We start from the raw sequence: 25,767 nt of genomic DNA on the forward strand, positions 1-25,767 counted from the left end.
TGCAATAAGAAGAGTAATTTTTATTCTTCAATCAAATTTTCAAAGCCATCTTTTATTTTTTGAACAGCATCAAAAGTAGTGTCTACGTTGATCACTCCTTTACCTAGCTCATGCCAATAGCCATCGCCACATTCGATGTATTCACCGCGCGTGGTACCAGCAGTTTCTTTAGCTAAATCATAATTATAGTCAGGTGAAAAAACCAATTTCAACAACTGTACAGCATATTCCCAGTTGATGGTTCTTGACTCGTGTTTAAGTTGGAAAACCGCTTCCCGATTCGAGAAATTCATCGTGATAGCACAGTCTATACTTTCTTCATGGGTAACCTGTCGATAGTTGACTGTAAGAGGTGCTTCTTTTTTTGAAGTCTCATAAATAGCCTGAATCACATCCTGAGCAAGCATTTGCCAGTTCTCTTGATCTACCGGAGCTTTTGATGGTCCAGCTTTTCCTTGTTCTAAAGCTGATAGTACGATGCCACCTTCTTCAATATTTCTTCCACTCCATTTAGTTTTTTCATACTCGATGGAGATTACCTTCTTCCAGATGTAATCGAGCTTTCCTTTAAAACTGAAATCATCATTTGAAGTAAATCCTTCATCTAAAATCTCATCCTCCATCAAATCCTCTCGATCGGTATAATGCAATTCCAATTCTGCAATCAGTTCAGAATTGCTCCAGTCCAGAGAAAGTCTATATACATGACTATAGGGTGGTGGGATGATTCCTGAGTCGAATTCAATTACAATTCCACTCGTATGGTCATTACTCTTTTTCATCAGTTCAAAATTGAATTTCTATGATCAGATAGCCTGTCTCGTCCCGATAGTCTAGGATTGATTTGGGTAAATCTTTCAAGGTTTAGTATTAAACCTATTTGTATCGCTTGGGGCATACTCGATAACTTTGCTGCAAAAGTAGGTCTTTTACCTCAAATGTTCTTAGCGCAATTCAATATCAAAACGAGTGGATTTTCCTGAAATAACTTTTTTACTACACTTTGAAAAAGAAGGTTCTCCAAAAAGTAAGCTGGGATTGTTAGAAAGGCCAAAGCCATCCAAAGGATAGCCAACCTTGTTTTTTCTTATTTTCCCGTCCTCGTCATGATCATGGAACACCGTGATAGCATAGTTGCCAGCAGGAACAGAAGTAATCATCTTTTTTGCAATTCCATTTTCTACTGGAAGAGTTAGTATTTTCCAAGAACTTTCAATTGATTCTGGCCAACCTTTGTCCTGATCAAAAATAAGAATTTGGATCACTCCATCATCTGAAGATGCTTCAGAAATCACCAACTCTATAGTCCCAAAATTGGATTCTGCCTGGGAGACGTTGATAAAGAATAAGAGCATTAGGATTGCCAATCTCATTTATTTATAGGTTAGTTGTAGTGCTAAGCCTTCTTGCCGGTAGGCAGGTTAAATTCACTTTATAAAACTCTTGAGTCATGCCCGGGAGGCTCCGGCGGGCTTGATTTTATAACTTTTCTATGGTTTTTAATCTGTTTACTTTTCCTGAGTCGGTTCTTATGAACTCGGAGATCAAGAAAATGTTTTTTGGGACTTCATATTTTGCTAAGTTTAGTCTGAGGAATTCAAAAAGCTTGCCTTCTTTTTCTTGTGAATCTGCTGCTTCTATGGCCAAACATAGTTTATGCCCTAATTTCTTGTCCTTTTTTCCAAAAAAGAAAAATGCTGAGTGGGGAAAAATCCTCTGAATTGCGCTTTCAGCCTTAGATTCCAGGAGCTCCGGGTGAAGTTTCAGACCTCCGGAATTGATTACAAAATCGACTCTTCCCAGCCATAGAAAGGAGTTTTTATCAAGCAATTCTACCAAATCATTTGTCTGAACGAGTTTATTCTTACTCGACGCTGATTTTACCCAAAGAGCATTCCGCTCGTCCACGCCAAATTCAACGCCTGGTAGTACTTTGTATGTCAATAGTCCTGAGTCTATTTTGGCCAATGCGATATGGGATACCGTTTCGGTCATCCCGTAAGTCTGATACGCTTGAATGTCATTTGCAATAAGCAAAGATTTCAGGTGAGAACTTATCGCTGCTCCACCAATTATAAGATGCTTTATTGCTTTTAGCTTATCTAAGGATACCTTTTCCTGAAGGCAAGCCTCAACTTGTAAAGGGACCATCGCTATAAAATCAGGAGAGGTAGAAAGCTTTAAAAGTGGGTTTGACTTAGGTTCAGTTAAGTGAATTGAACAATTCCAGACCATTGCACGAACCAGCATCATTTTACCAGCGATATAGCTAGGATCCAAACAGCAGAGGAGGTTTGTGTTTTCATCTGTTTGAAAAAATGCCTGCGTCGCTTTTGAGCTAGCGATCATCTGAGCTCTTGAGATTTCGATATTTTTTGGGGTGCCCGTTGAGCCGGAAGTTTGTTGCGTGAAGTTGTTTTCTCCTGATAGCCACTCGTGGCAAAATCGTATTGCCGCATTTGCAAAGTCTGGAAAATCATTGATTATCAGCTCGAAGTCCTCTTTTTGCTGAAATTTATGTGTGCCAAATGTAAGTTGAAACATGCGTATGAGAGGTATGGGTACTTTTTCCGAAGGTAGTAATCCTGACTTCAAAATTCGGGGAAGCCTGTTAACTTGCAAAAGAATTAGATTTTTACCCAAATCGAAAGAAATGAACTGGATCACAGCAAAAGAATACGAAGATATTACCTACAAAAAGTGCGATGGCGTGGCAAGAATTGCTTTTAATCGCCCTGAAGTAAGGAATGCTTTTAGACCAAAGACTACAGCTGAACTATACGATGCTTTCTACGATGCTCAGGAAGATACTTCCATAGGTGTAGTTCTCTTGAGTGGGGAAGGGCCTTCGGCAAAAGACGGAGGTTGGGCATTTTGCTCTGGAGGAGATCAGAAAGCGCGGGGCAAGCAAGGTTATGTCGGAGAAGATGGCTACCACAGATTAAACATATTGGAAGTGCAGCGCTTGATCCGTTTTATGCCAAAAGTGGTGATTGCCGTAGTGCCGGGTTGGGCAGTTGGAGGTGGACATAGCTTGCATGTAGTATGCGATTTGACCTTGGCGAGTGAAGAGCATGCGATCTTCAAGCAGACAGATGCGGATGTGACTAGCTTCGATGGAGGCTATGGTTCTGCGTATTTGGCGAAAATGGTTGGGCAAAAGAAAGCGCGTGAGATCTTCTTTTTGGGAAGAAATTATTCAGCTAAGGAAGCCTACGAAATGGGAATGGTGAATGCCGTGATTCCTCACGCTGAATTGGAATCTACTGCCTATGAATGGGCGCAGGAGATCTTGGCAAAGTCGCCTACCTCTATCAAGATGCTGAAATTTGCAATGAATCTAACAGATGACGGTATGGTGGGACAGCAGGTTTTTGCTGGTGAAGCAACTCGATTAGCATATGGAACGGATGAAGCGATCGAAGGTAGAAATGCCTTTCTGGAGAAGAGAAAGCCGAATTTCGGTAAGAATAATTGGATTCCGTAAGGAGAGGTTAGTAGCAAGACGTTAGTAGCAAGACGTAAGTAGTTAGATTCTAGAATTGAGAGAATAAGAGTTTAGGGAAAGGCGATTAGGTCCATAAACATAAAGGATTGATGTTTATGGTTCAGATGTATGAAATCAAATGCTTTAGCTCAGAAATCCATGATCTATTTTCTTCAGTCTAACGTCTAACTACTAACGTCTTAATACTTTTTTTACTCAATCGCCTGATAAATCATTTGTCTCATTTTTTGCTCGTAATATCCGCTAAATGGTGCGGTTTGAGTCATGAGAACCGCGACCATATCTTCTGATGGATCGATAAAGAAATAGGTGCAATAAGCTCCACTCCAGTAAAATGTTCCTTCTGATCCCAATGTATTTGCGTCAGCAAGATTTGTCATGACTGCAAAACCAAAACCGAACCCCTGTCCAGGTGCTTTATATAATCCATCGATTTGATCTATGGTCATAATCTCAACCGTCTTTGGACTGAGGTATTGCTTTCCGTTCAACTCCCCTCCATTGAGAAGCATTCTTGCAAACAGGGAGTAATCCTGAGCGGTTGAAAATAAAGCATTCGCTCCAGCAAAAATTGTATTTCCTGATGTAGGTGTTTGTCTCGGAGCTTTGTTGAGTTTACCCTCTTTGTCATATGAATGTAAAGTCGCCATTCGAGCTTGTTGTTCTTCATTTAGGTTATAGCCTGTATCTTTCATTCCCAAGGGACTAAGAAGTCGTTCCTTAAGAAATGCTTCAGCAGTCTGGCCTGAAAATAATTCAACTAATCTCGCCAAAATATCAGGAGCAGCAGAATAATACCATTGCTCACCAGGCTGTCCAAACAAAGGGAGTTTGGCGTAAGCATTAACTCTGTCTTCAATAGTCTTGTGTTGGGTATAATAAATTCCTTGCATCACCTCTTCGTCTACTTTGGATTGGCCTAATCCATGAGAAAAACCTGCTGTGTGACTCATCAATTGATGCAGTCTTATTGGAGATTTGACAGGCTCAAGACCGCCAGCAGTACCTAGTTTGGGATCCTTGGCTACCATGATGTCTTTGAATTCTGGGATGTACTTAGAAAGTGGGTCGTTGAGTTGGAAATGACCTTCTTCGTACAGCATCATAAAAGCGGTAGTAATTATTGGCTTTGTCATGGATTGGATATAGAAAATTTGATCCAATTTCATAGCTGTTTTATTTTCCAGGTCTGAATAACCAATCGTTTTTTCGTGCGCTTTTTCTCCATTTTTATAAATCAAAGAAACAGCTCCGGCTATTCGACCTTCATCTACTTCTTTTTGTAGAAACCCATCGTATCTGCCTAGCCGCTCTTCTGAGAGCTTATGTTGCTCAAGTATAACTTGCGAGGAGCTTGCGAAGGCAATAAAGTTGAATGCTAAAAGGAGTGTTAGAATTTTTGAGAGTTTCATCATTGGTATTTCTGGTGGATTTGACTTATTCGGATGTTAAGTTAAACGGCTTTTATTTCTTTTTACTAATTTGACCAAATGAAACATCTTGAGACCTCCTATACCGCCCACGACGGTCAAAAACTATATCTCCAAGCATGGATGGTTGATGCTCCAAAAGCAAGCATGCTCTTAGTTCACGGCTTGGGAGAGCATAGTGGGCGATATGAGCATTTGGTTGAGAAGTTAAATGAGATTGGTGTTTCGGTTTTTACATTTGACGGGAGAGGGCACGGGAAGTCAGCAGAAGGCAAACCGGACGCTTACTTTGAATCATATCAAGATTACCTCAAAGACATTGATGCGCTTTTTGGAAAGGTGAAGAGTTATGTGCCGGGGGTTCCGGCTTTTCTGTATGGACACAGCATGGGAGGGGGATTGGTCGCCGCTTACACACTACAATATCAGCCAGAGACAGCTGGTGTAGTTATGAGTTCCCCTGCCATAAAAGCAGCTGAAGGAACATCCTTATTCTTAATTGCTATCTCCAGTATCATGAGTAAATATTTTCCAAAATTGAAAGCCTTACAATTAGATGCTCAAAAAATATCTCGCATCCCTGAAGAAGTAGAAAAATATAGAAAAGATCCTTTAATATACACCGAAGCCATTCCTGCGCGAACAGCCTATGAATTGCTTCAAATGATGCGTTATATAGAAGATAAAGCTGCAGAGTTTACTCGACCATTTTTACTTTTGCATGGCACAGATGATGGCTTGACCAATCCAAAAGGTTCAGAAATGTTATTTGAAAAAGCTTCTACTACTGATAAAACAATTCGGATTTTCCCCGGAGCATTTCATGAATTAATCAATGATTTGGATCGAGAAGAGGTGATCAGGCTGATCGTCGATTGGATACAAACTCGGATTGAAAAGTATTAAAGCATTAGATTAAATCTCTTCCAATAATTCATTGATGTTCAGTTGTCTGGTGTACATATGTATACTGCCATCTGGATTCACAGGCCATTCATCTTTTGGTCTATCCCAATATAGTTCTACCCCATTTTCATCTGGGTCATCTAAGTATATTGCCTCAGAGACTCCATGGTCAGCCGCGCCAGTGAGCGGGTAGTTTGCCTCCATCAATTGCTTAAGAAGTACTGCCAAATCACGTCGAGTGGGCAGGAGGATTGCAGTATGAAAAAGCCCAGCAGTATTCTTTGGCGCTGGTTTGCCTCCTTTGCTTTGCCAGGTGTTTAATCCAATGTGGTGATGATATCCTCCTGCGGAAATAAAGGCTGCATCTTTCCCGTACATCGAGACCAGCTCAAATCCCAACAAACCTTGATAGAAGTCTAAGGACTTTTGAAGGTTGCTTACTTTCAAGTGAACATGGCCAATGCGTGTATTTGCTGGAATTTGATAAGTAGGAGCAGACATTTTTTAGGTGGATTAGAAATGTGATTTTGCAAGAGAATCCCTGAAATTTCCATCGTTAAACAAAACAACTTAACATATCTGTAAATCAGTTGATTGAATTAAATGGAATGAATTTATCATTTATGTCATTTTAGCCAGTCTGATTCTCTTATTGTAAGTAAGTTTACCTATATTATTCCGACAATTTTTGTCAATACTAAAATCATTTTGCTTCGAAACTAAGATGCCTCCTTATCTTAGTTCATTCACTTTTTACCCATGGAAAAGAAACCCTTTATCATTTACAAATCTTCAGCTGGCTCCGGCAAGACCTATACGCTGACCTTGGAATATCTCAAGCTGGCGCTACAAAGTCCGCATGCCTTCAAACAAATTCTTGCCGTCACCTTCACAAATAAGGCAACGCAGGAAATGAAAGAACGGATTTTGAAGGATCTCACGAGATTGAGTCAAGAGATCAGACCTGCCGAATTTCTGGATCAAGAGCTGATAAAGGCATTGAATCTTTCCGCCGAAGGATTACAAAATGCGGCTAGGGAAACCCTGCTCGATATCCTGCATGGTTACGGCTATTTTGCGGTGAGTACGATTGACTCTTTCTTTCAACGGGTGATTCGATCCTTTGCCAAGGAGATGGATTTGCAGGCAAAATTTGAGCTGGAACTTGATCAAACTGCCGTCCTGAATAGGTTGGTAGATCGAGTAGTTGAGCAGGTCGCCACGGATGATAACTTGAAAAAATGGCTTACTGAGTATGCAGAAGAGCGAATAGAGGAAGGAAAGAGCTGGGACATTCGATCTGCCTTGAGCGGACTTGGAAGAGAGATTTTTCAGGAAAAATTCAAAGCTCATCAGGCTCTTTTCGAATCAACTATCGCTCAGGAGGGATTTTTAGGCGATTTCAGAAAAGTAATTAAAGGTAAAAAAGATGAGCTGATTGCTGCGGCTCTGGAGATCAAGACCAAAGCTAATGAGATTAGGGTAGGTTATGGATTAGAATGGACGGACTTCAAGGGTAGTGGTAGCTCTTTTGCGAAGCGATTTGATCAGTTGGGAGATGAGAAATCTCCAATTCCAGCATTAACTGATGTGATGAAGCGTGAGCTTCCTGATGCTGATAAGTGGTATTCAGGAACTAGTAAGAGAAAGGATGAGATCAGATCTGCAGCTGAATCAGGACTGATTGAATTGATTTTTAAGCTTCCAGCTTTACTCACTCAATGGAATACATTGATGGCTTTAAGCCGTAATCTCAATGCTTTTGGCGTATTCAGGAATTTACTCCACGAGCTCCGAGAACTCAAGGACGAGGAAAGTATTTTGATGATCTCAGATGTAAATGACTTCCTCAAAGGAATAGTCGCTGGTAATGAAGCTCCATTTATTTATGAGAAAATCGGGAATCAATACCGCAACTTTTTGATCGATGAATTTCAGGATACTTCCGAGTTTCAGTGGTCAAGTTTCAAACCTCTTTTGCTGAACTCACTTGGCACGATGAACACCAATTTGCTGGTCGGAGACGTGAAGCAATCTATCTATCGATGGCGGGGAGGAAGGCTTGAATTACTACTTAATGAAGTACAAGAGCAGATAAATGAAAACTATCAGGATATCAAAAACTTATCTGTTAACTACAGAAGCTTACCTAAGGTAGTTTCTTTCAACAATTCTCTTTTCGAAGCCCTTCCAGAATTAATGCAGGAGGGAATAAATTCTGAATTTAAAGTGGACTCTTTCAATCTGCTTTCTGATGCTTTTGCTGGAGTAAATCAAGAAGTGCCTGAGAAGAAATTGGCACTAGAATTTCAAGGGAAAATTCATTTAGAGTTTACCCAGAAGCCAGCTAGAAATTCTTTTGAAACAAGTGAGGAAGATGAGGAAGAGGAAGAAAGTAATTCGGTTTTGGACAAACTGATTCCACTCATAATGGAGCTTCAGGATAAAGGATATGAGCCGAGAGATATAGCTTTTCTGGTGAGGAAGAATCAACAGGGTGCGGACATAGCTGATCGAATGATGAGCTATGCGCAGGAAAATCCAGATAGTGGCTATCGCTTTGATGTACTTTCTGAAGATTCCCTTTTTCTTGGTAAATCGGCCGCAGTGAAAGCGGTGATTGCTTTGCTACAATACTTGGGGAATCCAGCAGATCTTGTTCCGCTTAAGACATTTTGGTTCTATTATGCTTTGATCCATGAGGTGGAATACAGCCATGAGCTTTTTGAGAAAAACTCACTTCCAACCGAGCTTAGAGACAAGCAGAAATACCTAATTGACCATCTCAATCCTTGGCTTCAATTACCGTTGATGGAGCAAGTGGAGGAGATAATCAAGTTTCTGGATGTATATGAGCGCAAAGTGGATTTGGCGTATGTGTCTGGGGTGAAAGAGGCTGCTTTTGACTTTGTGAAAAAGAACCGGGCTGATTTGCAGGGATTCCTGGATTGGTGGGAATTAAATCAATTTAAGCGAACGGTGAAGATTCCTGAAAATCATAATGCTATGCGGATATTGACCATTCACAAGGCTAAAGGCTTGCAATACAAGGCAGTGATTATGCCGTATTTAGATTGGAAGATCGTGGCAGGCGGACAACAAGCACCGGTTATTTGGAGCGAATATGCCATTTCCGAAGCACTCAAAACTGTCCTGCCTTTGACCCATCAATCTGCATTAGCTGATTCTGAGTTTGTAGGGATCTATGGAGATGAGGTGAGATTGGCTTATTTGGATACCTTGAATATGCTTTATGTGGCTTTCACTCGGGCGGAAGAAGTTTTGTATGGTTTTGCTGATTTTACCCAAACTTCAAAAGGAATAATCAATCTGAAGCAATCAGGCAATATACTTTACAGCTTATTTGCTCAGGGGTTTGCTTTGCCTACGCATTCATCTACAGATAAGTGGGATGCGGAAAAAATGGTGTTTGACTGGGGAGAGTGGCCCGAATCAGCGGTGAAAAAGGAGGTCTTGACTACTGCACCGATCGAATTGAGCTGGGAATCTACCGACTGGAGGGAGAAGTTGCAAACCAGAGAATATGCTTGGGATTTCTCAGAAACAGGTATTCATGCTCGGGAACAGCGAATGTTGGGTGTCTTAATTCACGAAATTCTGGAGCAAGCCCGCTCACTTGAAATGGCTTTGGAAATCCTACAATCCTTTGTATTCGATGGCAGAATTGATCAAGAAACGCAGCAAGTAATAACTACTCAGCTTATCGAGTTATTTGAATTGCCACAGTTTAAAACTTGGTATGCAGCAGATTATCAAGCCTTGTCCGAGCAGGGGATATTGCTTCCAGGAGGAAAGCAAAAGCGTCCTGACCGAATTTTGGTAGGAGAGAATTTGGCTATGGTGATTGATTTTAAGACAGGAGAAAAAGCTTCCAAGCATCAAGCCCAAGTGAGAGAATATATGGCTTTAGTGAAAAATCTGACCCAACTTCCTACGCAAGGTTTCCTTTGTTATCTAGAACCCACAGAAATTTTTGAAATCAATGAATAGCTTTTTAAAAAATACAGCGCTAGACCTATTGAACTCTGGTCAGTCGCTCAAAGATATGATCATAGTTCTGCCTAATAGGCGTGCAGGGCTATTTTTTACTCAACATTTAGGGACATTAATCGATTCTCCATCTTGGATGCCTGAGATCAAAACGATAGAGGAGGTGTTCTACAATCATGCTGGTGAAAGACCAACAGATGATCTGAGTTTGATATTTGAATTGTATCAGGTTTATAAAACATTACAGCCTGAACCAGAAGATTTTGATAGATTTTATTTCTGGGGAGAATTGATCTTGAAGGACTTCAATGATCTGGATCAGTTTCTGGCAGATGCCAAATGGGTATATAGCAATCTTGCAGACATAAAGGAATATGAGACAGATCTGAGCTTTCTATCAGATGAACAAGTGGATTTGATTTCTAGATTTTGGAAATCCTTTAAAAAACAATCGGATGTAGAACGAGCCAAGTTTTTGAAATTCTGGCAAATTTTGGAACAGCTTTACATTCAATTCCAAGCCAATCTAACAACTACCGGAATGAGCTATTCTGGTAGAATTTATAGAGCTGTTGCAGAGAAATTAAACGAGATTCAGAAACCTAAAAAACGGGTCTATTTTCTTGGATTCAATGCTTTTACCTTGGCTGAAGAAATGCTCATCAAGCATTATGTTAAAGAATTTGGGGCTAAAATCTATTGGGATCTCGATGCCTATTACCTAGATGACAAGCGGCAGGAAGCAGGATTGTTTTTCAGAGATTACAGAAAAGATCCAGTGCTTGGGCCAACGTTCTCTGAAGCCATTCCAAATAGAATTCGAGATAAAGCCGCACTTATCAAAACGTATTCGATTCCGCTTAAAATCAATCAGGCGAACCTCGTATCGAAGATAGCAGCGTCTATTCCTAGCAATGAACGACTGGAGGAGACGGTGATCATTCTTCCCGACGAGCAATTGCTTTTTCCTGTTTTGCATTCGCTCCCAGAGTCGATTCAAAAGTTGAATGTAACCATGGGTTATCCCATCCGAAATGCGCCTATATTTTCATTTTTGGATGCGGTTTTGGATTTGCAACGGTACTTGAGAGTCAAAGAGGAAGGCGTATTTTTTTATCATAAACCTATCACAGACTTGCTTTCATTTTCCTATTTGAAGGAAGTTGATGAAGCATTTGTGAAGGATATACTTAAAGACATAAAGGGTAAAAACCTCGTAGAGGTAAATGCAGAAGAGTTGGCGAAAGGCGGTGAGCTGTTCAGGTTGATTTTTAGAAAAGTAGAATCAGCTGAGTTATTCGCGTATTTGGGTGAATTGATGCAATTTCTAGCTCAAAGTCTGGAAAATGATGCTGTTCAGCGAAGTTATCTTTTTCAGGCTTTCAAGCAATTGACTAGAATTCGGGATGTGTTTGAAAAGAATGCTCCAGGAAATGTACGGGCAGATTTCTACCTCAAGCTTTTTCGACAGCTTTTCAGAGAGATCAAGTTGCCTTTTGAAGGAGAACCGCTTGAAGGGCTGCAAATCATGGGTGTACTAGAATCCAGAAATTTGGACTTTCGCAGAGTAATTATTTGCGATGTGAACGAGGGGAGTTTTCCTCCTGGAGGTGGGATCAATTCTATGATTCCATTCAACCTTAGAAGAGCCTTCAGCCTTCCAGTGCAGGAGCAAAACGATGCGATTTATGCTTATACTTTCTACCGATTGCTACATCAAGCCGAGGAAGTTCACTTGATTTACACCACCGCTTCTGATCAGGGAAAAGCAGGAGAAATGAGCCGATTTATACAACAGATGCAAGTTGAGATAGGAGTAGAGCCACCTGCGGCAGTCTTGGTTCCTGTTGACTTGACTCCCGGCAAGGCCATTACAATTCAGAAAACTCCAGAGATTTTGACTAGTCTGAAACGTTACATTTTCACGAATTCTGACCCAGATAGGCAGATTTCTTTTTCAGCTTCTGCGTTGAATTCGTATTTGGATTGCAGGCTTAGATTTTACTTTCGCTATGTGGCAGGATTGAAGGAAAAGGAGGAAGTAGTAACTGAAATAGATGCTTCTACATTTGGATCCATGTTGCATAAAGCAATTGAACTACTTTATAAGCCCGACGAGGGAAAGCCATCTCGATTAATCGATACACATACAATTGAGCGGTTGAAAGTTAGTATTCCAACGGCTGTAGATAGTGCAATCGTGGATTTTTATCAAGCTGAATCTATAGAAAAACTTACACTCAGCGGTCAATTGCAGATAGCGCGGGCAATCATGATCAAGTACATCAAAGCGATTTTGAAATACGATCAGGCAAATGGTGATTTCAAGGTGCTGAATTTAGAGCGAAAATATTTAGCAGGAATTCCAGTGAATACCCAGGAAGGTTTGCAGAATATAGCGCTGGGAGGATTCATAGACCGCGTGGACGAAAAAGATGGTGTGATCCGATTGATAGATTATAAAACTGGAAAAGACAATAAGAAAGTGACAACTATCGAGTCGTTTTTTGATAGAGATGATAAAAAACGGAATAAGGCAGCTATGCAAACCATGCTTTATGCTAAGCTTTTCCAAGCAGAAAACCCTTCAATGAGTAAAGCTTTAAAGCCAGGGATTTTCAATATCAAGGAGATCTATGACCCTAACTTCAATCCTTTCCTAATGATGGAGAAGGAAGAAATCCAAGATTATCGAGAGTTTGCAGAGTTTTTTGAAGGAGGGCTTTCTGAATTGATCGGTGAAATCTATAACCCTGAAATACCTTTTGATCAAACGGAAGATGTGAAGAAGTGCGAGTATTGTCCTTACAAAGAGATTTGTGGGAGGTGAAATCTAAAACATCAAGCCTACTCTGCAGACAAAGCTACGGTATAGGTAGTTTTTTTCGTTCATCGAATTAAATCCTGGGGGGAGCAAATCTGAGGTTATTGACTGAGAACCAGGTTGCGATAATGTTCCTTGAAAATAAGTGACAGCCTGTCTTTTGTATGCAATACTGAGAGAAAGGGCAGTTTTTCCTTTTTTGGCGGGAAAGCTAAACCCCGCCGATGGACTGATTAAAAGCCCACCTTCATACCAGCTCCTACTCCATTCGTCGCTGTAATTTTCCTCTAACACAGCGGATCCACCTCCAAGGTCCAATGCTCCAAAAAGTTTTGGCTTGTCATCTTTTCCAAGAAAAGCTCTCCATCCCAGCGCTATTGGGATGATGGAAATATCTTCATATTGATCCAGTCCGGTGGAAAATCCGAGGACATGATTTTTGGTAATGTGCACTCCATTGAAAGTCATGAAAGTCACATCAAATCTCTTTACATGATTTCCGTCCCAGTCCTCCTCGCCTCGTCCATATAGAAATCCGACTTCGGCTTGACCGAAATACTTTTTCTCCTGAGCCATAGCTATGGAAGAGCAGAGCAAAAAGCCGAGTAGCAGGAGTTTAGTTTTTTGAGCTATCATCCTATCAATAAAATTTCACTGGGTTTTTAACTTGAATACAGCTAAGTTTTTTCAGTTTGGCGGGGTTGCTATAATCGAATTGGCACACCCCATCAGGGCCGATTACAATCAGAGATTTTGGGCCAGGGATTAGGTCAACTGACTTTTCACTGGTCAAAAATTCAAGTTGGTTTTGATCAATATTCATCACATCAGAGACGTTGAAACTTTTCAGTCCATGAATACCTTCGGTGATATAAATGAAGTCTCCGGCTAAGCCCAAACCATGTGGATTCAACATAGGATATGATTTTTTGAGCGTTGGCTGAAAGAGATTTTTGATGTCGATGACCTGAAGCTGATTAGCTCCATTCCAGCAAGAAGAGCCATTCCTTAGCGTTACAAATGCATAGTCAGAATTTACCACCACTGGGTCGCATGCTTGTAAATGTGAATACACTGACATTCGAGTAGGGGAGTTCGGTGTACTCGCATCATAGATGTGCATTCCTGTATTGGATCCAATAAATAGCTTGTCCTCAAATGGGAAAATAGTTTCGATTCCCCAGCCCAAGTCAATTGGTTTTACAAAAGTAGGATCACTCGGATTCTCTACATTAAAGACACGCATGGTAGATTGGTCTACCGCATATAGATGTTGATTTGAGAGGGTGAACCTAGCCATGGATCCACCGGTGCCATAGCTTTGAGCGGCGGCTGAGTAATTTGCTGAGAAGCTTATGCTGGAATTCATAAGCCATCCACCACCATCCTCAAATCCCCAAGTAGGACTTTCGGTTGTGATTACGGTGTCACGGAAGGTTATAATCTCTCCAGTGGCATGCGTATACAGATGCTTAAAAACATCTTCCACTCGTTTGACTAGATGAATTTTGTCAATGTTGCTGATGTCAAATGCGAGAAGGTCCACGTAATTATCTGCGTAAAGTATGTTTCCATTAACTGCCAGATCCACGTTTCCTGGAATTGGTATGAAGCTTAAGTTCTTTGGGCTGGCTGGGTTTTCATTATTTAAAATATGAATTCCTTTGGTAGGTTCGTTGATAAAAAGATAGTCACCATAGATATAGATTTTGCCAGGATTGTCCAAAGGCTGAGCTGGCTCAATGCTGATTATCCTTGCTCTTACGTCGCTCATCTCCAGGTAAATTGGCATCATCGTGCGATAAGTGTAGGAGGAATTGACTTCGTCCTGGCAGGAAGAAAATACCAAAACCGACAACAAGAAAAAGAGCGAGAGGTAGGAGTTGAAGGATTTCATATAGCTCGGGTTTAGTGTTATAAAAAGTTTGTATCCAATAAACGAAGCCAAACAAAAATACGCTACAGAGGAGTATGATAAAATTTAAAGTTTTTGCATTACCTGTAATTCGGCAAAATTGAAACAATAGGAAATTAACAGACGCGATAGCTTTCGCTAGAATATTTCATCAAATAACTTTCCTTTGAGTATTTCTGATAAGCGTTGGAAGCATAGCGCAAAAACAATTTCTTATTTAGATAAGACTGAGATATGTGGGAGATTCTAGCAGTTTAAATAATTCCTAAATTGCCCTAGCCTGTGCTTATAGTATTTGTTCGAGAGTAAATCATTACAAAAATATTTCTCGCGATTATTATTTTGTATTTAGGTTTTTATCTTCTCTGACTCCTTAAAGCACCAATTCGACATACATCGGAAAATGGTCAGACCCTATTTTTGGAAGGCGCTCCAATTTCTTCAATCGAAATTCTTTTGTTACTAAAATGTGGTCTAAAGGCCATCTCATAAGTAAGCTATTAGCGTTATAACTGTTATAGAAACCCCTACCAACCCTTACATCAAATAAAATATTCTCAGTTTCTGTGAGGTCATCGGTATAAGACCAAATTACATCATTTAAATCTCCGGCCACAATGGTCGGGAATTCTCGATCTTTAATTTTCTTTCCTAATTTTTTTAAGGCATTTTCTTCCTGACCTTTATTATCTGGCAAATTCTTAAAGTGTGTAGGTGGAACAGGATGGATAGAATGAAATGTAATATTCTTGCCGTTGGCAAGAACAATAGTACTTTTAAAGGAGGGAACTTTTTCATTAGTTAAGTAATCAACTTCTACCTCTTTTAAAGGTAATTTGCTGTACAAAACCATACCGTACGCAACTTGGTTGGGGGTACGTTGGGAAAAGGGATATTCTTTTGATAAAACTTTCAGTTTTTCATCCCACCATTTATCTACTTCCATGACCAAGATCAAATCTGGTTTTTTGAGGTTAATCAATTCAAGTATTGGCTGTTCTTGTCGATTGAACATTTTTACATTGGACAATAAGAGGCTGAATTGGTCTTCAGACCCTTTCAAATCCTTCACCGTGGGCACTTCTACAGAAACAAGTGTAGTATAATTGATTAGAAAAGTGCTGTTAATAATTATTCCAATTGACAGTCCGACAATTAACAGATAACTGTGTAAATGCCACTTTTTATTTAAACTAATAAAAAGTAGCAGGGTTAATAGTGATAGAATGAATAGTTGGATTCTTGGAAAATCAAGCATTTTTAAATATCGAATTTCCGCGTTTCTAAATAGAGAAAGTATAGAACATACGATCAGAATAATGGCAATTACATAAAGAATAATGAGTAGAAATTTTTTCACAGATTTATCATTTTTAAATGGTTATTAATCTAAAAAATGTCAATAATTTAAAGGTATTATTCTCACTCGTGAAAGCAATAGGGTGTAAAATCTTACATCACGGTTATTGTTTGTGTTGTATATTATGGTAATAACGCCAGTAGATTTAAAATTTACCCTCGTTTTTTTCTACACCATTCCTAAATACATGGAATCCGATAAATCTCGCTTTTTAGTCCAATGGTTTTCCTGACTGAAGGCAATTCAGGCATGCCATTTTGAGTCCTTATTTAATAGCAAGAGGGTATGGATTCCCTTTTCACGTGTATTTCCAAGAAACTCTCATTTTGAGCCAGTATCAGTTTCTTCGGCGGAAAGCAGGAAGACAAACACATTGTCTGTGGGCTTTGCTGCTGCCTGTAAGGAATTGTCCGTCCAAATGAATTTTATTCCTTCAGGTACCCGCTCTGCTTTAGGGTCTTGAGGTCCCAGAAGACTTCCTCGACTGACTTTCACTAAGCTGATATCCAGCACTTTTGATGTTCCCTCAAATTTGAAGGAGTTTTTCATCGTATAAGATACCGCCGCATGGTATGGTCTGCTAGCACCATTCTCGTGGTTTTGATAGCCAAAGCGTAAGATATGCGTGATGTTTTTTAGGAATTTATGCGCTTGGGTACTCACCGATTGGGAGCGGCGCTTGATCACCGATGTTTTTGCTTTGGTCGTTTTGCTTTGCTTGCCGGGCTTCCTGCGTGTATAAGTTACTCCTCCGACTTTGTAAAAAACCAAATCTCCCACACTACCTGATAGCCCTTCGTGGATTGAGTTAGTGACCCGTGCCATATGCTTACTAGTTGATTTACAGATTAATATAGATTGTTGAGTTAAATAGTACAAGAAAAATTTATTAAAAATTTGAGTTTTACTATACTATAAACAGTGCAAGAGCAATCGTTAATTGTTTTTATCCTGTTTATAGATTGATTTACTATTGGTCTTGGTATGGTAGAACACACTCAGATGTGTGACTTGATATACTTGCTTAGGTGTGCTGTTACTGGGCGGGAGGCTGTGTTGATTGTATGGTTTGCAATCCAATAAATGCTACTAGGCAATGAATATTTATAATGTTGAACTAATATCGGCCGTTCCTCTGAGGGGCGAGCGTTAAAGATTTGTCCAGTGGACAAATCTAGTGAGCAGCCAGCCTGTAGGGTGGGGCAAGTTCGCTAATAATGCCCTAGGCATGATCGATTTTTTAGCCAGCTATTTCAATGGCTGATAAAGAAGAGTAAGGAATTTTAAAAAGCAATAGGCACGGTTCATATTTGTTTACCCAAACCGATTACACATTAATTTTATGCTTCCTCTATTGCTTTACTTTCTTGAAATGAAACATAAAATTCAGGAACGATATTTAAGAGGTGTTTCAATCAAAGATCTGGCGATGTAATTTGATCAGACTTCCGAACTGATTGAAATGATTTTGAGAAATAAAGGAATTGAATCTGTAGATCCTAAATTACTTAAACCAAAATTTTGGAAATGGAGAAAACGAAAATAGGATAAAACTTCGCAGCGATGGTTTGAGTGGAATTCCTGTTCCCCCACCTTAGTGTAAATCGCTCACCTGATGGTCAAATGCATATTGCTCAACTATCTTTCAGAATTTACAATTCGAACTCAACTTGCCCCTTAAGAATGCGTATGCTAATCTTCCTGATTGTCGCTGATAGGAAAGGATAACTAAAAAGAAGACATCTTGCCTACATATTCATACTACGGATCAAAGATGATGACTGGTGGGAGTACTGTGGAAAAAATAAATTAATCCTGTATTAGTATAAGGTATGAATAGAAACGAATTTCTAAAAAGAATGGGCTTAGGAACGGTTGCCTTTGCCGCCGGACCAAGCCTACTCACCTCCTGCATGGACCACGGCATGAATGGAGAAGCACCGACCATAAAGGATGGCGAATTTAAAACAGCATTAAAAATCCCCGTAACCATCAACGCAACTTCGTCGCTAAGTGCACAGGTTGGTAGGGATACTTTGGCAGCTGCCGGTGAAGTAGCAGTATTGGGATACGGAGGCGGCCTTTTAGGCCCTACGATCAGGGTACAAAAAAACCAAAACGTAAACCTCAACTTCACCAACGAACTGACAGAACACACCAATATCCATTGGCACGGCCTCGTAATCCCTGCCGCCATGGACGGCCACCCTGACCACATGGTCATGCCCAATAAGTCATTTAATTTTCAGTTTGCGGTAAACCAACAGGCCGGGACCAATTGGTACCATCCACACCTGCATGGCCTTACGGGCAAGCAAGTCACCGAAGGACTGGCAGGTTTGTTTATCATAGAAAGTGACGAAGAAAAAGCGCTTAATCTGCCCAGTGGTGTTCATGAGATCCCCCTGATCATCCAGGACAAGCGCCTCAATGCAAATGGCACAATTAAGTATAACCCAGCAATGACTGAAGTTATGACGGGTTTCATGGGCGATACCATATTGGTAAATGGAACTCACAAGCCATTCCTTGAGGTCGGTACCCGATTTTATCGTTTTAGGGTCCTCAACGGTTCTACCGCCAGAATTTACAACTTAGCCTTAAGCAACGGCGCAGATTTTTATGTGATCGGATCCGATGGCGGCATACTGCCTCAGCCTGAACGAGTAAAGACCCTGATGCTTGGTTCGGGCGAACGGGCTGACATTTTAATTGATTTTTCTGATGTAGCAGTAGGTAAAATGGTATATCTCATGAATGAGGAATTTTCCGGCATGGGTGACGCCCAAGGGAAACAGACCTACAAAATCATGAGCTTTGATGTGAATCGCAGTGAAAATGAAGATTTTATGTTACCTGCTTCTCTGATCCCATTTACGAAGCTTTCAGGCGCAAGTCAGACGAGACCTTTTAAACTTACCATGTCCATGGGACACAGTAAAGCAGGCATGCACAAAATCAACGGGAAGGTGTTTGACGCCGCTCGTATTGATCAATCGGTGAGTTTCGGGGCAACCGAGATTTGGGAATTTGATAATTCTACCGGCGACGAAGCCCATCCTATGCACGTCCATGGTGTGCAGTTTCAGGTAGTGGCGCGCACAGGTGGTAGAAATACAATTTTGCCGCAGGAAAAAGGGTGGAAAGACACTGTTCTCCTAGCGCCCAAGGAAAAAGTCCAGGTAATCATGAAATTTGAGCAAAAAGGAAAATTCGTCGTGCATTGCCATAACCTGGAACACGAAGACGACGGAATGATGCTCAATTTTGAAGTGGTATAAGGACAAAAAGTTATAAGCAAGATTGCCCGATGCGAAACCTCGTTTACAAAACAAGCCTCCCCAACCGAGTGTAGTTTGGCTTTGGCCTGGGTGGAGTTTGCAACTCCACCCACTGAAGGTTGGCTAATTTCTAGCATGAAACAAAGCAGCGAGCGTAGGATTATCTGATTGTATAAGGCTTTGTAATTTTTTCTGGATATTCACGAAGTCGGAGAAATTGATTTTTGAGTTGTATGCCCAGTTTATAACCCTGAACTAATTTAAGATTTCTCCTGTAGTCACACGAACCGATTTTTTCATTTTGTACCATTTGGGTCTTGGCAGGACCTGACTTTTGGCAATTTGAGAAGCCAGCATAAGCAATGAATAGGTCGCAGCTACAAAGGCTGGAGCTTTGGTGCAGGCTTCTTTAGTCCTTACTTGAGCCTGACCACATCCCATAATGGTTTTTTCATCTTTGAAATTGACTTCTATCTCCCATCTCCAGAGATATGCCTGCAGCAGAACAGCCAAGTCCATATCTGGATCGGTACAGATTAGGTATGCAGGTTCTCTATAGAGTAGTCGGGAATTTTTCGTCGGTCTATAAGCTACTGGACGGATAATAATCAGTTTGAGATCTTTTTTCCCAGCTTTTCTCCATCTCACTCTTGGAATGACTTTAAGCTGAAAATCGTCCCTCTGGGACTTTGCCATTTCATATTGTAATTGATAATTCCAGAGGTTAAAACCTCTGGCAATAAGATGGGCCGTCCCTATTGGGACTGAAAAGGAATACATGTAGCAAAATGCTGTAGTAGCAAGAATGCGGGGAGGAATAATACAGGGATAATGCCGTAGGCATAATCGATGTTTTAGCCAGCCATGGTTGGTGAGCTAAGTCGAACCATTAATGGCTGATAAAGAAGAGTGAAGAATTTTCAAAATGCCGTAGGCATGGTTCATATTATAGCCAGCCATTTTAATGGCTGGTAAATGGTAAATAAATGATTCACAAAATGCCATAGGCATGACCGATATTGCCTAATATCAATCCATTCATAGGCTTAATATTTTGTATTGAATTATTTATGGAGTTGAACTATTATCGGTCCTCCCTCTGGGACTTTGCCATTTCATATTGTAATTGATAATTCCAGAGGTTAAAACCTCTGGCAATAAGATGGGCCGTCCCTATTGGGACTGAAAAGGAATAAATGTAGTAAAATGCTGTAGCAGCAAGAATACGGGGAGGAATAATTTAGGGATAATGCCTTAGGCATGATCGATGTTTTAGCCAGTCATGGTTGGTGAGCTAAGTCGAACCATTAATGGCTGGTAAAGAAGAGTGAGGAATTTTCAAAATGCCGTAGGCATGGTTCATATTATAGCCAGCCATTTCAATGGCTGGTAAACGGCAGATAAATTATTCACAAAATGCCCTAGGCATGACCGATATTGCCTAATATCAATCCATTCATAGGCTTAATATTTTGTATTGAATTATTTATGGAGTTGAACTATTATCGGTCCTCCCTCTGGGACTTTGCCATTTCATATTGTAATTGATAATTCCAGAGGTTAAAACCTCTGGCAATAAGATGGGCCGTCCCTATTGGGACTGAAAAGGAATAAATGTGGTAAAATGCTGTAGCAGCAAGACTGTGGGGAGGAATATTTCAGGGATAATACCGTAGGCATGATCGATGTTATAACCAGCCATTTCAATGGCTGGTAAATGGTAAATAAATGATTCACAAAATGCCCTAGGCATGACCGATATTGTTTACCCAATCCGATTACACATTAAATTTTATGCTTCCTCTTTTTCTTCATTTTCTTGAAATGAAGAATTGATCCGTTAGGAAGGATGATCATTTTGTCCCCCTGCTTTTTGAAGAAAAAGGGTTGGAATCCTGAATTTGGATGAATTAGCACTCTCTGGGAATCACCTTGTGTGGTTACTGTGGAATGGGGTTCGTTAGGATTTACTATGATTTTTGAGGTACCCTCACCCATAATCTGTGAGTGAGTACCATCGGGATTTACTATGATATTGCTGATGCCCGAACTCACGGCCACGGAGTGGGTCCCATTAGGATTGACAATTACTTTGTGAACGCCATGATCAATAACCACAGAGTGAGTTCCATCTGGATTTATAATTATCGACTGAGCATACAATCCAGAACTTAACATCGCGAAAAAAAGTATTACTAAATTCTTCATATTAGTTTTACTTGGATTGGTGAAATAAGGTTTGGAAATCCTTGGGGTTCTAGATTCATACGCACTACCACGGAGTGGTCTTCCTTTTCAATAACCGCTAGGAATAATATTATCAAGATCATCTATAAAATCAGTATCAAGAATTAAAAATTTATTTTCATCTACTAAAAAATAATTGGTATCTAGAAAATTGATATTAATATTAATTATGCTGAATTTGATCCGGTAATACTGAACGTACTGAAGTTTATTAATTACCGATCGATCAATTGCCTTTATCCTATTCAGTTCTTCTTCAAGCTTTAAAATTTCGACCCTTGCATTATCAATCCTATTATTATAAATAGTGATGTTTTCTTGATTTCCTTTTTCGTAAAAAAGTTTAAAATATTCTTTTTGATAAAATTTCAACTTTTCTTCATTCAATTCAATTAGTTTCAATGTTCTACCCATCTCAAAAGTATCGAGCTTACTTTCTCTCCACCTTGCACTACTAACCGAAATAATCTCTAAGTCTTTTACATCTAAACTCTTAATAAATAACCTGTCTTCAACATAATTTTCTACACTTTTATCAATTATATATAAATTAAACCTATCCGTAAACAGAAAATAAACTAAAACAAACCCAATCAATATAGATAAAATAATTATAATTTTATTTTTCATAAACCCAGCTCCTCGTATAATCCATAATACGAATCTTTCTCTTTTCTTTGATCATCTACAACAGCTTTAAAAGCAGGGTCTTTTAAATAGTGAATCATGCCTTTTTTCCAAGACTCCCACACTACATTATCAACCCTACCTTTTTTATACCAATAGCATTCCTCAGCACAAAGATTCATATAATCAATAATTACATCCTCTAATGAAAAAAGCTTATGAGCGAAATAAAAGTATTCCCCTTTCACGATTCTATTTAAATTCTCATTCATATCATCAAACCTTTTATTAAACTCATTGAACAATTCTTTTGAGAATTTATCAGCAGAGATTTTATAGGTTAAAATATTATACAAAATTCCAAAATAAAAAATTAATACTCCTATAATAGCTTCAAATTCTTTTCCTGCTGGTAAAATGCAGGGTAAGAAAATAACTATTAGAATTAGACCAATTCCTAGCCAACTTAATACGGCGATAATATTATCCCAAAAATATTGTTTTAGCTTTTTCATCCTTCACCCCCTTCTACAATCCTAATCTCCTCCTCTGTCAATCCATATAACTCATACACCAATTGATCGATTTCTGCATCGATGCGGTTGATTTCGGATTGGAGAGCGAGGGCTTTTTGTTTTTGTTCGGTGAAGTAAGCCATCCATTCGGCTTCTTCGCCTAGACTCAACTTCACCTTGGCTTTCTTCAGCTCTCCCAAGAATCCCTTGAAATCCAAGTCCGGCCAGTGCTGTAGTTTGGTAGATGGTTTTTCTATCGAGAATTTGGATTGAATTAGGTTAATAAATGATGATTCACCCTTTTGTTTCTGATCAATAACATCCATTATTGAATCTACCAATTCAATTATATTTCCTTGTTGATTTGCAGATACAATCTTTATTGGTATTTCTGAAAGAGGTTTGTTGAAATATTCACGAGAAGCACCTTTTGATTTTCCTATAAACCCATAAAACCAATCCAGTAATTTAGAATTTAATAACGCTAACAAATATTTCATTGAGAATTCTACATTTGCTTTTAGAACCAAAATACGTATGTCACCTCCGTCATTAAAAAATTGTTGATTATCATAGGCAAACCGATTATTTACCGCTCTGTAAGGTACTATTAATTTTTCATGAGAATCAAAGAGAGCTTTATCTCTTGGTCTTTCAAGCCTAAACCATGAATAAATTCCCTTAGCAGCCTCATTACGAGAAGATAATTCATCTTTAAATTGATTCAAATAGAAATTGATATTTGGAAAGTTTTCCAACTCTGTATTGTTATCAGTATATATTAGGTAGTTTCCTCGTTCAACAAAAGAATACCTGTTTATGTCACCATTTTTTACATTTTTGCGTAAAAGTTCATTTTCAAAATGAGCCATTTCTGCATATTCATAATCTATTGTGAAAACACTATTTTTGCCTGAAGTGGATCCCTTTTCTATCTCGCAAATATCACCTAGAAACTTTGAGTCTATATGTATTTTATTAATTATTATCTGATTTACACTATTTGCAATTACCCACTTGTTTGATTGGTTTACTCTCTCTAATTCACAAAATGTATATCCATTTACTAGATCAACCAACTTCAATGACTCATTATCATTATATGTGTAAAACTGCATAAATTCAGTCTTTGTAATTTTCTTAGCAAAAACTAATGTAGTATGAACATTAGCATCTTCAAAAACCAGCTCTTTTTCAAAATTCACTATAATTTCTAAATGCTTATTCAAGAATAGACGAAGTTTATCTGCATAATCATTCCCTAAAAAATAATTGGAAGTAATTACACCATAAGTCCCTGAATCATTAATAATATCTATTCCTTTGTATATAAAATAGTACATTAAATCATTATAACCAGTATGGATTTCCGAGTATTTGATTTTCAAATAATCATGAATATCAGGTAATGTATTAATATTAACATAAGGCGGATTCCCAATCACCGCATCAAAACCTCCTTTGGTAAATACCTGAGGGAATTCAGCTTCCCAGTGGAATGCCAAGTCACCTGCTACTTCGGGATCATCGATCAGGCTGTTTCCTACTTTGATATTAGAACTTAGGCTGCTGAGTTTTCTGCCTTTCTTGGCAGTGCGTAGCCATAGGGAAAGTCGGGCGATCTCCACGGATTCCTCGTTGATATCTACTCCGAAGATATTGCGCTCCAGAATGTGGTTTTCCACATTGGGTAGCACCATAGGCGTACCGAAAAGCAGGGATTCGAGTTCGTCCAGGTAACGATGCTCGGCCATGAGAAACTCCAGCGCTTGGTTGAGGAATGCCCCCGATCCACAGGCAGGATCACAGATGGTTATTTCGAGTAGCCAGTTGCGGTAGCTGTCGAGTTTATCTTTCAGGTCGGCACGTTTCTTCTTAGACTTTTTCCCTTCTCCGAATTCCTCATCGACCAGCTTGACCTCGGCTTTCTTTTCCGCGCAGAGCTTGCCCACGGTATTGTCCACGATGTACTTGGTGATGTATTTGGGAGTGTAAAACACCCCGTCTTTCTTGCGCTTGGTTTTGGATTTGTCCACTTGCTCTCCCGCAAGATGGGCACGGACATTCTCTATATCATTTAAGCTATGCTCGAAGATATGCCCGAGGATATTGGTATCTACCTCGGTATCGAAATCATACTCAGAGAGCTTGATGGTGTGTTTTTTGAGCAGTTGATCGTCTATCAGCAAGCCATCCAGCAAAGGGTCTGGCGCAAATAAACCTCCATTATACGCATGGATTTCGGCTTTTCCAGGGATGGCCCTGCCGCTGTTCATGTAGCCGAAGTACTTTTTGAAGCGATCATAGAGCGGACGGTACTCGTCCAGTTCGGCTAGCTTCTCCCACTGCTTGGCAATCTCGGAGATGCTATTTGGTGGGAGCAGTCCTTTGTCCTCCGCAAAGAAGATAAAGAGAAAGCGATCCAGCAGCTTCTGGCTTTTCTTATAGAGCAGCAATTCGTCCACCTCAGGATTTTTGATAACCATATCCTGCCAAAGATCCTGCTTGAAGGAGGAGTAATCTGAGTAGAGTTTCTTGGTGACCTGCTCCTCTACAAGTAGGGATTCGGTTTTGATCTTCTCAGGAATTCTATTGAGCAGATTTTCCTTTTCCAATAGGAGCCAGAGAAGTTCGAAGCGCTCACGACTTAGGGTAAATAGGTGGAATTCCTCATGATCGACCGCATTGTGGATGTAGAATCGCAGTTTTTCAAAGTTGCTGGTAATCACAAAAACACATTCAGGCTGGTTGTTTTTATAATTAAATGCCTGATCCCTAATCTTGTCTAGGTCTTTGGTATCCGTTCCTTTCAGTTCGATCACCGCCAAGGCCTTTCCATCTTTTAAGATTGCCCCATCGGTTTTCTTGGCATCCTTTATATTCTTTAGCTCCGTGGTCAGGTTGTATTCCGGATTGGGGTTGATCGTATAGCCCAGAATATTCACAAACATTTCCCTCAGAAACCCTTCCTGAAACTGCTCTTCTTTAGAGTTTCGGATATTTTCCTGAATCAGTGGGTTATAGAAATAAGTTTTATAAGCGTCGTAGGCAGTGGTGATCAAGGATTGATCTTGAGCAGAACTGTATTTTTTGAGAACGGAACTTTGAAAAAGAGGCATCTTCGGGTAATTGATAAAAATTGA

At 39.7% G+C, this 25,767-nt stretch carries 19 protein-coding genes; 5 read left to right on the top strand and 14 right to left on the bottom strand.

Translation table 11 applies throughout. The features are described 5' to 3' along the window. Positions 1-20 precede the first annotated feature (20 nt). The 3 genes from BVH02_RS16945 to BVH02_RS16955 all read right to left on the bottom strand — a co-directional run bounded on the left by BVH02_RS16945 (position 21) and on the right by BVH02_RS16955 (position 2,544). Entirely contained in the window at positions 21-782 is a 762-nt protein-coding gene (locus BVH02_RS16945) for a hypothetical protein (protein WP_086502656.1), read from the bottom strand. A 162-nt stretch (positions 783-944) separates the two neighbouring features. Beyond that, complete coding sequence (locus tag BVH02_RS16950; protein ID WP_086502657.1) at positions 945-1,373, bottom strand: DUF2141 domain-containing protein; 429 nt, start codon at positions 1,371-1,373, stop codon at positions 945-947. A gap of 106 nt (positions 1,374-1,479) precedes the next feature. Beyond that, a complete protein-coding gene (locus tag BVH02_RS16955) occupies positions 1,480-2,544 on the bottom strand; it encodes an AMP-binding protein (RefSeq protein ID WP_086502658.1) in 1,065 nt (354 codons plus the stop codon). Between the two features lie 109 nt (positions 2,545-2,653). Between BVH02_RS16955 and BVH02_RS16960 the strand changes: the two genes are divergently transcribed. After that, positions 2,654-3,487, top strand: a complete 834-nt coding sequence (locus tag BVH02_RS16960; protein WP_086502685.1) for a 1,4-dihydroxy-2-naphthoyl-CoA synthase — start codon at positions 2,654-2,656, stop codon at positions 3,485-3,487. 212 nt (positions 3,488-3,699) lie between these two features. Here BVH02_RS16960 and BVH02_RS16965 read toward each other — a convergent pair whose 3' ends face one another. Next, positions 3,700-4,923, bottom strand: a complete 1,224-nt coding sequence (locus tag BVH02_RS16965; protein ID WP_086502659.1) for a serine hydrolase domain-containing protein — start codon at positions 4,921-4,923, stop codon at positions 3,700-3,702. Positions 4,924-4,998: 75 nt separating this feature from the next. Between BVH02_RS16965 and BVH02_RS16970 the strand changes: the two genes are divergently transcribed. Beyond that, positions 4,999-5,844: an alpha/beta hydrolase gene (locus tag BVH02_RS16970; RefSeq protein WP_086502660.1), complete on the top strand. Its 846-nt coding sequence runs from the start codon at positions 4,999-5,001 to the stop codon at positions 5,842-5,844. Positions 5,845-5,853: 9 nt separating this feature from the next. On the opposite strand, the gene BVH02_RS16975 is transcribed toward BVH02_RS16970, so the two are convergent. After that, on the bottom strand, positions 5,854-6,345 hold the full coding sequence (locus tag BVH02_RS16975; RefSeq protein ID WP_086502661.1) for a VOC family protein: 492 nt from the start codon (positions 6,343-6,345) through the stop codon (positions 5,854-5,856). A 258-nt stretch (positions 6,346-6,603) separates the two neighbouring features. Here BVH02_RS16975 and BVH02_RS16980 point away from each other — a divergent pair, with 258 nt between their 5' ends. Further along, on the top strand, positions 6,604-9,855 hold the full coding sequence (locus BVH02_RS16980; protein WP_086502662.1) for a UvrD-helicase domain-containing protein: 3,252 nt from the start codon (positions 6,604-6,606) through the stop codon (positions 9,853-9,855). Then, positions 9,848-12,685 (top strand): PD-(D/E)XK nuclease family protein, encoded by a 2,838-nt coding sequence (locus tag BVH02_RS16985; RefSeq protein ID WP_086502663.1) that lies wholly within the window; start codon positions 9,848-9,850, stop codon positions 12,683-12,685. The genes BVH02_RS16980 and BVH02_RS16985 overlap by 8 nt, the downstream gene beginning before the upstream one ends. 3 nt (positions 12,686-12,688) lie before the next feature. Here the strand turns inward: BVH02_RS16985 and BVH02_RS16990 are convergent, their stop codons facing one another. The 4 genes from BVH02_RS16990 to BVH02_RS17005 all read right to left on the bottom strand — a co-directional run bounded on the left by BVH02_RS16990 (position 12,689) and on the right by BVH02_RS17005 (position 16,779). Continuing rightward, positions 12,689-13,315: a hypothetical protein gene (locus BVH02_RS16990; protein WP_086502664.1), complete on the bottom strand. Its 627-nt coding sequence runs from the start codon at positions 13,313-13,315 to the stop codon at positions 12,689-12,691. 4 nt (positions 13,316-13,319) lie between these two features. Beyond that, positions 13,320-14,576, bottom strand: coding sequence for an LVIVD repeat-containing protein (locus BVH02_RS16995; protein ID WP_086502665.1), 1,257 nt, complete (start codon positions 14,574-14,576; stop codon positions 13,320-13,322). Positions 14,577-14,967: 391 nt separating this feature from the next. Beyond that, a complete protein-coding gene (locus BVH02_RS17000; RefSeq protein WP_205635751.1) occupies positions 14,968-15,852 on the bottom strand; it encodes an endonuclease/exonuclease/phosphatase family protein in 885 nt (294 codons plus the stop codon). A 423-nt stretch (positions 15,853-16,275) separates the two neighbouring features. Beyond that, positions 16,276-16,779, bottom strand: a complete 504-nt coding sequence (locus BVH02_RS17005) for a DUF6266 family protein (RefSeq protein WP_086502667.1) — start codon at positions 16,777-16,779, stop codon at positions 16,276-16,278. 1,007 nt (positions 16,780-17,786) lie between these two features. Between BVH02_RS17005 and BVH02_RS17010 the strand changes: the two genes are divergently transcribed. Further along, positions 17,787-19,235 carry a multicopper oxidase family protein gene (locus BVH02_RS17010; protein ID WP_086502668.1) on the top strand — a complete coding sequence of 483 codons (1,449 nt, stop codon included), beginning with the start codon at positions 17,787-17,789 and terminating at the stop codon, positions 19,233-19,235. Positions 19,236-19,490: 255 nt separating this feature from the next. Here the strand turns inward: BVH02_RS17010 and BVH02_RS17015 are convergent, their stop codons facing one another. The 5 genes from BVH02_RS17015 to BVH02_RS17035 all read right to left on the bottom strand — a co-directional run bounded on the left by BVH02_RS17015 (position 19,491) and on the right by BVH02_RS17035 (position 25,743). Further along, positions 19,491-19,931: a hypothetical protein gene (locus BVH02_RS17015; protein ID WP_111357172.1), complete on the bottom strand. Its 441-nt coding sequence runs from the start codon at positions 19,929-19,931 to the stop codon at positions 19,491-19,493. A 1,089-nt stretch (positions 19,932-21,020) separates the two neighbouring features. After that, on the bottom strand, positions 21,021-21,443 hold the full coding sequence (locus BVH02_RS17020) for a hypothetical protein (protein ID WP_086502670.1): 423 nt from the start codon (positions 21,441-21,443) through the stop codon (positions 21,021-21,023). Positions 21,444-21,530: 87 nt separating this feature from the next. Continuing rightward, positions 21,531-22,112, bottom strand: coding sequence for a hypothetical protein (locus BVH02_RS17025; protein WP_086502671.1), 582 nt, complete (start codon positions 22,110-22,112; stop codon positions 21,531-21,533). Further along, positions 22,109-22,624: a hypothetical protein gene (locus BVH02_RS17030; RefSeq protein WP_086502672.1), complete on the bottom strand. Its 516-nt coding sequence runs from the start codon at positions 22,622-22,624 to the stop codon at positions 22,109-22,111. Before BVH02_RS17030 ends, BVH02_RS17025 begins: the two co-directional genes overlap by 4 nt. Further along, the gene (locus BVH02_RS17035; protein WP_086502673.1) at positions 22,621-25,743 is read right to left on the bottom strand and encodes an Eco57I restriction-modification methylase domain-containing protein; all 3,123 of its coding nucleotides are present in this window, start codon (positions 25,741-25,743) and stop codon (positions 22,621-22,623) included. Before BVH02_RS17035 ends, BVH02_RS17030 begins: the two co-directional genes overlap by 4 nt. Positions 25,744-25,767 lie beyond the last annotated feature (24 nt).

It is taken from the genome of Algoriphagus ratkowskyi (assembly GCF_002150505.1).
GTDB lineage: Bacteria > Bacteroidota > Bacteroidia > Cytophagales > Cyclobacteriaceae > Algoriphagus > Algoriphagus ratkowskyi.